The sequence below is a fragment of the Aequorivita echinoideorum genome (assembly GCF_018476645.1).
In the GTDB taxonomy this organism is placed as follows: Bacteria; Bacteroidota; Bacteroidia; order Flavobacteriales; family Flavobacteriaceae; genus Aequorivita; species Aequorivita echinoideorum.
Window position 1 is genome coordinate 379683 of sequence record NZ_JAHCTB010000003.1, and the last position, 12527, is coordinate 392209.

Here is a 12527-nt window from a genome sequence, read left to right on the forward strand (position 1 = left end):
CTATAATTTCCGTACTTTTAAACAAAATCAGCCACACCATGAAACACGCACTCATCATCACCCTTGCCCTGCTCCTATTGGCTTCGTGCAAAGAGGAAAACACTTCAGAAAAAAAATACATGGAGATTACCGGGGTAAATACCGCCCTTAATCCGGGCGATGATTTCTTCCGCTACGCAAACGGAAAGTGGTACGATTCCATCACCATCCCCGCCTCACAGGCCGGCGTGGGCGCGTATATGTTTATGAATTATCCGCAGCGCCTTAGGTTGCAGGGCATTTTGGACAGTCTTTCCAAAGAAACCCACACCCCCGGCAGCCTACAGCAGTTGGTGGGAGATTTCTATGCCGCCGGGATGGACACCGTCACCATTAACGAGCGCGGCTATGAGCCACTAAAACCCACCCTTCAGAATATTGAGAACATTACCGATATACCTTCGCTGATGGATTACGTTGCAGACCAACTGAAGGTGGACCACGGCACGTTGATGGGGTTTGCCATTGGCGCAGATGACAAAAACAGTACGATGACCATTGCCCACGCCTACCAAACCGGGTTGGGCCTGCCGGACAGGGATTATTATTTTAATACCGATGCGGAAACCGTTGCCATACAGGAGGCTTATAAGCAGTATGTGGCGAATTTGTTTCAGCTTACGGGCAGCAATGCCGAAGCTTCAAAAAAAGATGCAAACCGCGTGTATGAAATTGAAAAGGAAATCGCCGCTGCCCACAGAACCCGCACCGAAAGACGCGATGTTATTGCCAATTACAATATGATGGCGGTAAACGATCTTGAAAAAACCCAGCCCAACATCCACTGGAATGCTTTTCTGGAAGCCTTGGGCGCCAAGGTGGACTCCATAGACATTGGCCAGCCTCCCTATTATGAAAAATTGAATTCCCTTTTGAAGTCCGTTTCCATTGCAGATTGGAAAACCTATTTAAAGGCGAACGCCCTCACCAGCTACGCTGATAACCTGAGCCAACCGTTTGTGGATGCTTCGTTTGAATTTACCAAAGTGATTTCCGGTCAAGAAGTTCAAAAATCGCGGGGCGAAAAGATGGCAAGCGCGGTAGATAGTTATTTGGGCGAAGCCTTGGGGCAATTATACGTAAGTAAATATTTCACTGAAGATGCCAAAAAACGAATGCTCGATTTGGTGAACAACATCCAAAAAGCATACGCAAACCGAATCGATAAGCTGGAGTGGATGAGCGACAGCACAAAAACGAAGGCGAAGGAAAAGCTTTTTGCCATGACGAAAAAAATAGGCTACCCAGATGTGTGGAAGGATTATAGCCAAGTAACCATAGGAAGGGATACCTATTTTGAAAATATACAATCTGCAGCAGCCGCCAACTATAAACGGGAAATGGCGAAACTCGGCAAGCCAGTGGACAGGTCAGAATGGTACACCACGCCCCCAACCGTAACGGCGTACAACAATCCCGCCGCCAATGAAATTGTATTCCCGGCCGGCATTCTGCAATCCCCTTATTTTGATAATAACGCAGATGATGCCCTCAATTATGGCGGCATTGGGATGGTGATAGGCCATGAGATTACCCACACGTTTGATGATCAAGGCGCGCAATATGACAAGGATGGCAACGTAAAAAACTGGTGGACGAAGGATGATTATGCAAAATTTAAGGAAAGAATCCAGCAGGTGATAGATCAGTACGGCACCTTTACCGTTTTGGACAGTCTTCACATTAATGGTGCCATGACGGTGGGTGAAAATACGGCAGACATCGCCGGGATTGCCGTGGCGTACGATGCTTTTAAAATGACCAAGCAGGGGCAGGACACCACAAAGGTGGGCAACTTTACACCAGACCAGCGCTTTTTCCTATCCATCGCCAGAATTTGGAAAGTAAAGATGAAAGATGAATTTTTACGGCTATGGCTCAATAGCAATTCGCATTCACCACCAGTTTGGCGTGTTAATGGCCCGCTGATGAACACCACGCCGTTTTACAATGCTTTTGATGTTCAGCCAGGCGATAAAATGTATCTGCCAGCAGAGGAAAGAATCACCATTTGGTGATTCCATAAAACGGAAAATGCCGAAATTTTATTAATAGAAAAAAATACATTTGCCTTTTATTTGAAACCGTTACAGATGCAAAAAACAATCATACTTCTCTTCTTCGCAGTAACTACGCTACTCTCGTGTAAAAATGACGAAAACAATACCGAAACAGCCACAACCAATTTAAGAGGCGAATGGTTGCGAAGCGATGCTTCTGAAAATTATGGGTACACGCTGTTTTTCAATGCAGAAAACAAAGGCTACAGTACGGAATATATAAAGAATCCGGACGGCACCGCTATTTCGGGACTACGGGAATATATTTGGAATACAGAAGGAAATATTTTGACGTTGACGTACACCGCCGGAGGTTCAGAAACTTCGCCTTTTACAATAAATTCTGAAGGGCAATTGATTGTAACAGGCATAAGCGAATTGCCATTCAATAAAGTGGAATAAATTTTTGTAATATGAAAAACGATAGAATCTACAAGATGATTTTCGCGGGCGTATATCCGCATTACGTCACCAAAGTAGAAAAAAAGGGACGCACAAAGGAAGAATTGCACACTGTGATCCATTGGCTTACGGGCTATGATGAAAAAGCACTCCAAAAACAAATAGATAATAAAGTAACCTTTAAAAACTTTTTTGACGAAGCGCCTCAACTCAATCCCAACGTTTCAAAAATCACGGGCGTAATCTGCGGCTACCGCGTAGAGGAAATCGAAGAACCCTTAATGAAAAAAATACGCTATCTCGATAAATTGGTAGACGAACTCGCCAAAGGCAAAAAGATGGAAAAAATCTTGAGGGAGTAATAGCAATTAGCAATTAGCAATTAGCAATTAGCAATTAGCAAAAATAAATATCTTAACTGATAATCAAAAACAGCCAAAAACGGCCAAAAGCCAAAGGCTAACAGCTAGCAGTCAACAACCAAAAACCAAAAACCAACAACCAACAACAAATTGAAACCAACCAAAACTATCCCCCTCCTCCTAGGCCCTCTTCTTTTTATCGTATTGCAATTTCTGGAGGCGCCGGAGGGAATGTCCACTGCGGCTTACAGCGTTCTTTGTGCAACCTTGTGGATAGCCATTTGGTGGGTTAGCGAGGCAGTGCCCATTGCCGTGACTTCGCTTTTGCCCATTGTTCTTTTTCCGCTTACGGGCGCGCTGGATCTTTCTACTACCACAGCAGCATACGGGCACAAATATATATTTCTATATCTAGGAGGTTTTTTGATAGCCATCGCCATTGAAAAATGGAATCTCCACAAACGGATAGCTTTGTTCATTATAAGAAACATCGGCACCAATGTTTCAAAGATTATTTTAGGTTTTATGGTGGCTACCTCATTTCTTTCTATGTGGATTTCAAACACAGCCACAGCCGTAATGATGTTGCCTATTGGGATGAGCATTGTGGCGCAACTTACGGACAACCCAGCAACCGATGAAAATGAAAATTTACTTTTCGGGAAGGCATTGATGTTGGGCATTGCCTATTCGGCATCCATTGGCGGGATAGCAACATTGATTGGCACCCCACCCAACCTTATATTGGTGGGCTATGTGGAAGAAGTCTATAACATTGAAATCAGTTTTTGGAAATGGATGAAATTTGGTTTTCCCATTGCTTTGGTGCTTCTCATTATCTGCTGGTATTACTTAACGCGGATTGCCTTCAGCTTTAAACAGAAAAAATTTCCGGGTGGCAAAGAGGAAATTGAAAGACTCATCAGAGAATTAGGACCAATGAAAAGCGAAGAAAAAACCGTACTGACCGTTTTTACGCTTACCGCCATTTGCTGGATAGGCAGGGAATTTATGCTTCAGCCATTTATTCCAGGAATTGACGATACCATCATAGCTATAGCTGCTGGAATTTTATTGTTCACGCTTCCAGCGAAAAAAGGGCAGGAAAAAATAATCAACTGGGAAGAAGCCGTGAAATTGCCGTGGGGAATCATTCTTCTTTTTGGGGGTGGAATGGCTTTGGCCGCAAGTTTTGAGACTTCCGGACTGGCGGCTTGGCTCGGCCAGCAAGTAACCTTACTTAAAGGATTGCCGCTGTTCCTATTGATTTTATTAGTAATTGCAGCAGTAAACTTTCTAACGGAAGTTACATCAAACACAGCGACTACTGCGATGTTGCTTCCCATCTTGGCGCCCATTGCCATAGGTATGGGCGTAAATCCCTATGTGCTTATGGTTGCCACGACAGTGGCCGCTTCCTGCGCCTTTATGCTCCCCGTTGCAACGCCGCCCAATGCAGTGGTGTTCGGTTCGGGCAACTTACGGATTTCAGATATGGTGAAAAGCGGTTTGGCAATGAACATACTTTCCATATTTTTGCTTGCGCTCGCCGTTTATTTCTTATTGCCATTTCTATGGAATTTCAACCCAACGGAACTTTCCGCAGAATTTATTTTAAGCGAATAGTGAGGAATGAGGAATGAGGAAAATTAACTTTTTTAACTTGAAACTTTGAACTTTCAACTTTGAACTAAAAAAACATGCAATCCAAAGCCACAACCCCAGACCAGTATATGCAGGAGCTTCCGGAAGAGCGAAAAGCGGCAATGCAACAATTACGGCAAACTATTTTAAAGAATTTACCCAAAGGTTTTGAGGAAACAATGCAATATGGAATGTTGGGTTACGTGGTACTGCACAGCAAATACCCCAGCGGCTACCACTGCAACCCAAAAGATCCGCTGCCCTTTATGGCAATTGCTTCGCAAAAAAACTATGTCGCTTTTTACCATATGGGGATTTATGCCGATGAAAATCTAATGAATTGGTTCAAGGAAGAATATGCAAAAATTGCTAAGGGAAAACTAGATATGGGCAAAAGTTGCATCCGCTTCAAAAAAATGGAATCCATTCCCTATGAATTGTTGGGCCAGTTATGCTCAAAAATATCGGTAGATCAATGGATTGAGCAATATGAAAACAAGATAAAACGATAAGAATATCGCTACGGAGCATTTACTTCAACATTTCAAAGACATTCCTGATTTCAGGATAAACAATGCCAATTATTCTTTTGAAAGTTTTCTGTTTCGTGATGAAAAAATTATTGGGGAAGATTTTAAATTTCCCTCTTATTCAGTTCTTGGAATACAAGCTGAAGCCTGTTTTAAAGCATATTTACAGCAATCCCCATATTTTGAAGTGTTAGCATCAAACCTTCAAATTCAAGGTGAGACCGAAACTTTGGGTGAGCTGGATTATATTGTAAAAAACCTTATTACGAAAGAAAACATCCATATAGAATTAGCTTGTAAATTCTATTTATACGATGAAAACAGATCAAAAATTGAAGAACAAAAATGGATTGGCCCAAACCAAAAAGACACCCTTTTTGAAAAGTTGGAAAAATTAAAATCGAAACAATTTCCATTGCTTTACGCTTCAGAAACAACGAAAACTTTAAACGAAATGGAAATTGAAATTCCTTCCAAGCAACAGCTCTGTTTAAAAGCATTTCTCTTTATCCCGAAGGATTCAAACCAAAAATCTTTTCCGAAGAACTATAGAAATTGCATCGTTGGCCATTATTTAAAATGGGAAGAATTTTCCGAGGAAAAGCAGGCGAAATATTATCTACCCTCTAAGAAAGAATGGCTATTGCCAGAAAATTCCATCCACAACTGGCAATCCTTTTCAGAAATAGGAAAGCAAGTTGAAGAACAAATCAGAATAAAAAAATCACCGTTGGTCTATGAAAAAACACAAAATAATGTAGAACGGTTTTTTGTAGTTTGGTGGTAAATTTTATTTTGTTCCGTATTTATCGAATAGATAAACCAAACTGGCCATACTGGCCGCACCCAGTTCCAATTCACGTTTATTGACTGCGTCAAAAGTATCGTTAGCAGCGTGATGATAATCAAAATACCGCTGACTGTCTGGGCGCAATCCTGCCAAAACCTCCGCATTTTCAGCTAACGGGCCAATGTCGGCACCGCCGTGTCCTTTTTCAAAAAGATGAATGTTATACGGTTTAAATAGCGGTGCCCAAGACCGTACCTGCGCCAAAGTTGCGGCATTGGATTCAAATGAAAATCCACGCGGGGTGAAACCGCCCGCATCGCTTTCCAGCGCCAGTAGATGTTTTTCGTTTTTGCGTTTGGCTTCTTCGGCGTATTTCAATCCGCCACGCAATCCGTTTTCCTCATTCATAAACAGAACTACGCGCAACGTGTGTTTTGGCTTATAGCCAATTTCCTTTAAAATGCGCAACACTTCCATACTCTGCACGCAACCTGCACCATCGTCGTGCGAGCCGTCGCCCAAATCCCAACTATCCAAATGGCCGCCAACGACTATATATTTGTCAGGTTGCTCGCTGCCCGTAATTTCACCAATTACGTTATAGGACTGCACATCATCAAAGGTTTTGCAATTCAACTTATAATAAAATTTCAAATTAGGTTGAAGGCTCAATAAATTGCTTAAATATTCAGCTCCGTTGGTACTTATGGACGCCGCAGGAATGCGCTGATTTGTGGGAGTATCTCCGTAATTCATAGCACCGGCGTGTGGAAAATCGTCCAAACGTAAATTCATGGAACGCACCAAAACGCCAACGGCTCCATACTTTGAAGCTTCTGCAGCACCCCGTGAACGCTGGTCTACCGCGCCGCCATACGCCTCAAAAGTTGATATTAAACTTGCGTCCATCGGCCGATTGAAGAAAACAATCTTTCCTTCAATTTTATCTTTTCCCAGCATTGCCAAATCTTCCAAGCCCTTTACCTCAACAACCTCTGCCTTTATCCCAAGATTTGGTGTAGGCACGGAACCACCCAACGCACAGATGTCCGTAACCGTGGTTTCCCCGGATAGCGTTTCTATGTATGCATACTCCTTGAAACCGCGCGTCCATTTGGGTACCATTACTGGTTGAAGCCAGACTTTGTCAACGCCCAATTGTTTCAATTCTTCCTCTGTATATTTTACCGCATTTTCAGCTTCAAGGGAACCGCTTAATCTTGAACCAATCTGATTGCTCAAATAATCCAACCAATCGTAGGATTTACCTTCAGTTAATGCTTTTGTAAAAATTTTTCTCAGCATTAACGAGTCTTCGGAAGTGTTTTGCGAAATTAACGTGGAAGAAACCAGAAGGAAGCAAAGCGAAATTATAAACGAATAGTTTTTCATCTGAAGTATTTAAATTTCATTCCAATAGTAACTGAAACGAAGAGCAATTTAGTCATTCTGGAGCCTTTTTCTATATTCAGCAATTTTGGCGTGAATATCGGGACTTAGTGTAGGTTCTTTTATGTCTGGATATTTCTGAAGTTCCTGCAACATAATTTCGGCTACAATCAACCGCGCCGCCCGTTTATCATCTGAAGGAATGAGATACCAGGGTGCATTTTCCTTTGAAGTTCTGTTGATAGCGTCTTCGTAGCAATTCAAATATTCTTGCCAAAGCTCACGCTCATCGAGGTCGCCGGGTGAAAATTTCCAGTTTTTTTCTGGTTTATCCAACCTTCGCAGCTGCCTGTGCTTTTGTTCTTCTTTGGAAAGATTCAGAAAAAATTTAAAGATTATCGTTCCGTTTTCTTCGATGGTTTTTTCAAAATTATTAATCTGTTCAAAACGTCTATCCCAAAATTGTTCATTGATATCCTCAAGTTTATTCACATCGGGAAGTTTTTCGCCTAAAATATAATTGGGATGCACTCTGGTGACCAGAACATTTTCATAATGTGTCCTGTTGAAAACACCAAATTTTCCGCGTTCTGGCAACGCTATGTAGTGGCGCCACAGATAGTCGTGCTTTTTCTCAAGCTCGGTGGGTGTTTTAAAACTGTGCACCACAACACCGCGTGCATTAAAATCCTTGAAAACTTCCCGTATCAAACTATCTTTTCCCGCCGTATCCATTCCCTGAAGGCACACCAAAACCGCATATTTTCCGTGGGCATAAAGTGTATCCTGCAATTTCCCAAGCTGTTTTCGGGTTTTCTTCAATTGCTTTTCAAGTTCTTTTGAGGAAGCATCCAAATCTATGGAGGTGCGCGATCCGTCCAATTTAATTGTGGAATTAACTTTATAATCGGCTGGAAATATGGATTTCATTTTTAAAAAACAATTTTATTATTTACTCGCAAAAAGCTTAACGTCTTCTTCCGTAATTTCTGAACCTCCCAAAATAATTAGTCTTTCTACTACATTACGAAGTTCGCGGATATTCCCTGTCCAGTCATATTCCTGCAAAAGTTTTAATGCTTTTTCTGAAAATTTCTTTTGCGCAGTCCCGTGTTCTGAAGCTATTCTTCCCGTGAAATAGTCTACCAAAAGCGGAATATCATCACGTCTGTCATTAAGCGCGGGAACTTTTATTAAAATAACCGCGAGACGATGGTATAAATCTTCCCGGAAATTACCGTCCTCAATTTCCTTTTTTAAATTTTTATTTGTGGCAGTTATTACGCGAACATCTACCTTAATATCTTTATCGCTTCCCACTCTTTGCACTTTATTTTCCTGCAAAGCTCGTAACACTTTTGCCTGCGCTGAAAGACTCATATCCCCTACTTCATCCAAAAATATGGTTCCTCCGTTTGCAGCCTCAAATTTTCCAGCCCTGTCTTTATTGGCCGAAGTAAATGCACCTTTTACGTGTCCAAAAAGTTCGCTTTCAATCAGCTCACTTGGAATGGCGGCGCAGTTAACTTCAATCATCGGGCCGCTGCTGCGATCACTTTTTTGGTGTAGCCAATGTGCCACGAGCTCTTTTCCCGTTCCGTTGGGTCCCGTAATCAAAACGCGTGCTTCGGTAGGCGCTACCTTTTCAATCATTTCCTTTATTTGGCCAATGGCTGGCGATTCGCCTACCATCTCGTAATTTTTTGAAACCTTTTTCTTCAGCAGCGTGTTTTCAACCACAAGTTCCTTTCTATCCAAAGCTATACGGACTGTATTCAATAAACGGTTGAGATCCGGTGGTTTTGAAATATAATCGAAAGCGCCCAAACGCATTGTATTTACTGCTGTGTCAAGATCTCCGTGTCCGGAAATCATTACCATGGGAATTTCGGGTTTTATCTTTTTGGCAGCCTCGAGTACTTCTACGCCATCCATTTTTGGCATTTTGATGTCGCAAAGCACAAGATCGAAGTCCTCATTCTTTATAAGTTCAATTCCCGAAAGTCCATCTTCGGCTTCAGAAACTTCATATGAATTGTTTTCTTCAGATAAAATTTTGACCAAAACCCTGCGGATGGCGGCTTCGTCTTCAATAATTAATATTTTGGGCATTTTAAAATTTAAATTTGAATCCGGTACGTAAATACGGACTTAGTTCATCATTTATGATATAAATTTTTTCACCATCCCCATCTTCGAGCCTAAAATCGTTGTAGACCGAATGAGCCGCATATACATAAAGCAGCAGATGATCTGTAAAAAAATGCTCGTAGCCTAAACCGCCAATAACAATGGTCTGCTGAATACTTTCGGCGAAGGCATTAGTAACATTTTGTGGAGAAGTGGGAATGAAATTCTGCTGAATATTGGCATAAATGTTATCCAATGTGGCAAAAAGCTGAAGCGCATCTTTGTGATTATCATTCAAATAATGGCGGATATTGGTTTTAGGAACCCCGAGCGTGTAGGTCCAATTCGGTTTAAATTCTTTGTAATAATTAAGGATGGGAAGTGGAAAATTACGTCCGGGCGTGGTAGAATAGGACAATCCCAACACAAGGCGGTACGGTTTTTTGAGTTCCACCGTATCATTTTTTCTATCTAAGATGGCATACACGGCAGCTTCATATATGTAATCATCGCTTTGTAATTTCTGTTCAAAATCACTTTGGATTTTTACACCTGCCCTAGCACCGAAGCGCCAATTTTCAGAATGTTTCCAGGTGTAACCCAAATAAATATCCATTTGCTGTACGGATGTTACGAGATTATCCTGTACAAGCTGGGTTTCCTGGTTTAATCCAGAAAATGCATTCATATCTTCCATATCCTTCAGGTTGATATCTACATATCTGTACTCCAGACCTACAACGAGAAAATTCTTTTTTTCTAAATTAGTGGGAATGGGGCCCTGCAAAATAGCTCGATAACGACTGATGTTGTTATCCGATTTTGAGAATGGAATGTTGAGATATTCAATCCGTGCCAGATCTGTGGTCTGTGCGAAAAATGCCGTGGTAAAAAACAACAGCATAAGTGGTACTAAATTTTTCTTTTTCATAGTTTGATTTATATTAATCTGCCTTCAATTTAGGTTCTCCGGCAGCGGCAATTTGAGACTGAAATAAATGTACATCGCGTTGCGGAAATGGAATCGTAATATTATTATCCCTAAAAGTTTTATCAATCTCAAACCGTATGGCACTTTTAATCCGTGGATCTGAAAAGCTATCGCTCAAGAAAAAATAAACCCCGAAATTTAAGGATGAATCCCCAAAATCCTCAAACAACACAAATGGTTCGGGAGATTCGTGCACTCCCTGTTGACCCTTTACGCATTGAATCAAAAGTTTTTCTACCAGCCGGGTATCGCTTCCATAAGCAACACCCACTTTTACCGCCTCACGGGTCATATTCTGATTTTGGGTATAATTGAATATGGTATCGGTTATGAATTTGTGGTTGGGTATAATTATAATCTTATCATCCCTCGTTATTGCTCTAGTCGTGCGCAGTTTGATTTCTATTACACGGGCTACTTTATCTTCTGTTTCAATAACGTCGCCTACTAGAAGGGATTTATCCAGAATAATATAAATACCCGCAATTACATCTTGAAAAAGTTCCTGCAATGCGAGCCCCAAACCCACCAACAATGCCGCCGAGGCCGCCAAAAACGGAGTAACATTCACACCAGCAATGCTCAGCACTGCAAATACAACAATGATATAGGTAATATATTTTATGAATTTAAAAACGCTGATAAACTTTAGCTTATCCGTCGTATTCATTTTGCGTGTAAAGAGCAAGCGCAATCCTTTCAACAAAAAGCTCGCCAGCAAAAAGGAAATTATAACAAGGAGTAATAGGCCAATGGTTATATGTATGGTTTTATCACCCGAGCCATAAGTAAATCCAAGATTGAGAAAATCCTGAATCCCGCCCCAGATATCCTCCTTCACCACCTCGGTAATTTGATCCTCTACTTTTTGCTGCAAACCTATTAATATTTAAGCCACTTGAAAATTTCCTTGTATGTAGGTTTTTTGCCATACATCAAAATTCCTACACGGTATATTTTTGCCGCAAACCACACTGTGGCGCCAAATGATAAAAACAGGATAACAACCGAAAGAATTTGCTGCCATAACGGTACACCGAAGGGAATACGCATAAGCATAACCACTGGGGAAGTAAATGGAATGTATGAAAAAACCTGCGAAACCGTACCGTGCGGATTATCAATTACAGTGAAAAAACCTACATACACGGCCAGAATTAATGGCATCAATATAGGCATCATAAATTGTTGCGTGTCTGTTTCGCTATCCACTGCCGCGCCAATTGAGGCATATAGTGATGCATAAAGTAAATATCCGCCCACAAAGAACAGAATGAACATAATGATTAAATTCAATATCGGGAGGTTATTTATTTCCATCAGTACTTGTCTAATTACCTCTTGTGCGCCTCCATCCACACCCTGTTCAAGTGCCTGTTGTTGTGGCGATACCGAAGCGGGATCTATCCCAAAAAGTGATGTTACAATGGTTGATAGAATTCCTATTAAAATGACCCACACTAAAAATTGCGTTATCCCGGCCAGCGTAGTTCCAAAAATTTTTCCCAAAAGAAGCGCCCTCGGTTTTACCGAAGAAATAATAACTTCAATAACCCGACTCGTTTTTTCTTCTATCACACTGCGCATAATCATATTTCCGTAGATGATGATGAACATAAACAGCAAATATCCCGCTGCTCCACCAAATATCAACTTCAACCCAGATCCAAGCTTTGAGGTTTCCATTCCCTGAAATGTTTCTTGATTTGCATTAATATTTATATGAAGATTTTTTATGGTTTCAGAATCAATCCCCTGTTCCCTCAGCTTCAGATTGTTTGCCTTGGTTTCCAAGACATTGTTGATATCTTTCATAACGGAAAGCGATGGAGAATCTTCAGAATAAAAGGTTATAGTATTTGAAAATTCATCTATGCCCTTGGTTTTGGGAATATATAATAATCCATAAACTTCAGATTTTTCCGCTTCTTCTTTCGCTTTTGAAAGCGGCGTATTCTGAATAATTTTGTATTGCATTTGCGGTGTACTTTCAAATTCATTGGCAAAAAGTCCGCTCTCGTCCAAAATAGAAATTTGCCGAACCGTATTGTTGTTCAAACTAGAAAGATAAGCCACCAACGCAAAAATAGCCACAATCAAAAGAGGACTTAAAAACGTCATAATAATAAAGGACTTGTTTTTGACCTTCGTTAGATATTCCCTTTTTAAAATAAGTGAAAGATGGTTCAT

Annotated in this window: 12 protein-coding genes; 6 read left to right on the forward strand and 6 right to left on the reverse strand. The window is 41.1% G+C overall.

What is annotated here, in order from left to right:
• Positions 1 to 38: 38 nt before the first annotated feature.
• From KIV10_RS08630 to KIV10_RS08655, 6 genes are all read left to right on the forward strand, one after another.
• Entirely contained in the window at positions 39 to 2057 is a 2019-nt protein-coding gene (locus KIV10_RS08630) for a M13 family metallopeptidase (RefSeq protein WP_214113106.1), read from the forward strand.
• A gap of 75 nt (positions 2058 to 2132) precedes the next feature.
• Positions 2133 to 2501 carry a hypothetical protein gene (locus tag KIV10_RS08635; RefSeq protein ID WP_214113107.1) on the forward strand — a complete coding sequence of 123 codons (369 nt, stop codon included), beginning with the start codon at positions 2133 to 2135 and terminating at the stop codon, positions 2499 to 2501.
• An 11-nt stretch (positions 2502 to 2512) separates the two neighbouring features.
• Positions 2513 to 2863, forward strand: coding sequence for a DUF2200 domain-containing protein (locus KIV10_RS08640; protein ID WP_214113108.1), 351 nt, complete (start codon positions 2513 to 2515; stop codon positions 2861 to 2863).
• A 150-nt stretch (positions 2864 to 3013) separates the two neighbouring features.
• Complete coding sequence (locus tag KIV10_RS08645; protein ID WP_214113109.1) at positions 3014 to 4489, forward strand: SLC13 family permease; 1476 nt, start codon at positions 3014 to 3016, stop codon at positions 4487 to 4489.
• 74 nt (positions 4490 to 4563) lie between these two features.
• Positions 4564 to 5019 (forward strand): DUF1801 domain-containing protein, encoded by a 456-nt coding sequence (locus KIV10_RS08650; RefSeq protein ID WP_214113110.1) that lies wholly within the window; start codon positions 4564 to 4566, stop codon positions 5017 to 5019.
• A 109-nt stretch (positions 5020 to 5128) separates the two neighbouring features.
• On the forward strand, positions 5129 to 5824 hold the full coding sequence (locus KIV10_RS08655; protein ID WP_407650175.1) for a DUF1853 family protein: 696 nt from the start codon (positions 5129 to 5131) through the stop codon (positions 5822 to 5824).
• Between the two features lie 3 nt (positions 5825 to 5827).
• Here KIV10_RS08655 and KIV10_RS08660 read toward each other — a convergent pair whose 3' ends face one another.
• From KIV10_RS08660 to KIV10_RS08685, 6 genes are read right to left on the reverse strand one after another with little or no spacing between them, the layout of a single operon-like run.
• Positions 5828 to 7219, reverse strand: a complete 1392-nt coding sequence (locus KIV10_RS08660) for a M20/M25/M40 family metallo-hydrolase (RefSeq protein WP_214113111.1) — start codon at positions 7217 to 7219, stop codon at positions 5828 to 5830.
• A gap of 48 nt (positions 7220 to 7267) precedes the next feature.
• The gene (locus KIV10_RS08665) at positions 7268 to 8146 is read right to left on the reverse strand and encodes a PPK2 family polyphosphate kinase (protein WP_214113112.1); all 879 of its coding nucleotides are present in this window, start codon (positions 8144 to 8146) and stop codon (positions 7268 to 7270) included.
• A gap of 18 nt (positions 8147 to 8164) precedes the next feature.
• Positions 8165 to 9328: a sigma-54-dependent transcriptional regulator gene (locus KIV10_RS08670; RefSeq protein ID WP_214113113.1), complete on the reverse strand. Its 1164-nt coding sequence runs from the start codon at positions 9326 to 9328 to the stop codon at positions 8165 to 8167.
• Position 9329: 1 nt separating this feature from the next.
• The gene (locus KIV10_RS08675; RefSeq protein ID WP_214113114.1) at positions 9330 to 10277 is read right to left on the reverse strand and encodes a DUF6268 family outer membrane beta-barrel protein; all 948 of its coding nucleotides are present in this window, start codon (positions 10275 to 10277) and stop codon (positions 9330 to 9332) included.
• Between the two features lie 13 nt (positions 10278 to 10290).
• Positions 10291 to 11214: a mechanosensitive ion channel family protein gene (locus tag KIV10_RS08680; protein WP_214113115.1), complete on the reverse strand. Its 924-nt coding sequence runs from the start codon at positions 11212 to 11214 to the stop codon at positions 10291 to 10293.
• 5 nt (positions 11215 to 11219) lie between these two features.
• The gene (locus KIV10_RS08685) at positions 11220 to 12527 is read right to left on the reverse strand and encodes an ABC transporter permease (RefSeq protein ID WP_214113116.1); all 1308 of its coding nucleotides are present in this window, start codon (positions 12525 to 12527) and stop codon (positions 11220 to 11222) included.

Bases quoted from the DNA above. Each gene is read 5' to 3' on its own strand.
- KIV10_RS08630 (WP_214113106.1), top strand. From the start codon at position 39: ATGAAACACGCACTCATCATCACCCTTGCCCTGCTCCTATTGGCTTCG.
- KIV10_RS08650 (WP_214113110.1), top strand. From the start codon at position 4,564: ATGCAATCCAAAGCCACAACCCCAGACCAGTATATGCAGGAGCTTCCG.
- KIV10_RS08675 (WP_214113114.1), bottom strand. From the start codon at position 10,277: ATGAAAAAGAAAAATTTAGTACCACTTATGCTGTTGTTTTTTACCACG.
- KIV10_RS08665 (WP_214113112.1), bottom strand. From the start codon at position 8,146: ATGAAATCCATATTTCCAGCCGATTATAAAGTTAATTCCACAATTAAA.
- KIV10_RS08660 (WP_214113111.1), bottom strand. From the start codon at position 7,219: ATGAAAAACTATTCGTTTATAATTTCGCTTTGCTTCCTTCTGGTTTCT.
- KIV10_RS08635 (WP_214113107.1), top strand. From the start codon at position 2,133: ATGCAAAAAACAATCATACTTCTCTTCTTCGCAGTAACTACGCTACTC.
- KIV10_RS08640 (WP_214113108.1), top strand. From the start codon at position 2,513: ATGAAAAACGATAGAATCTACAAGATGATTTTCGCGGGCGTATATCCG.
- KIV10_RS08685 (WP_214113116.1), bottom strand. From the start codon at position 12,527: ATGAACCATCTTTCACTTATTTTAAAAAGGGAATATCTAACGAAGGTC.
- KIV10_RS08670 (WP_214113113.1), bottom strand. From the start codon at position 9,328: ATGCCCAAAATATTAATTATTGAAGACGAAGCCGCCATCCGCAGGGTT.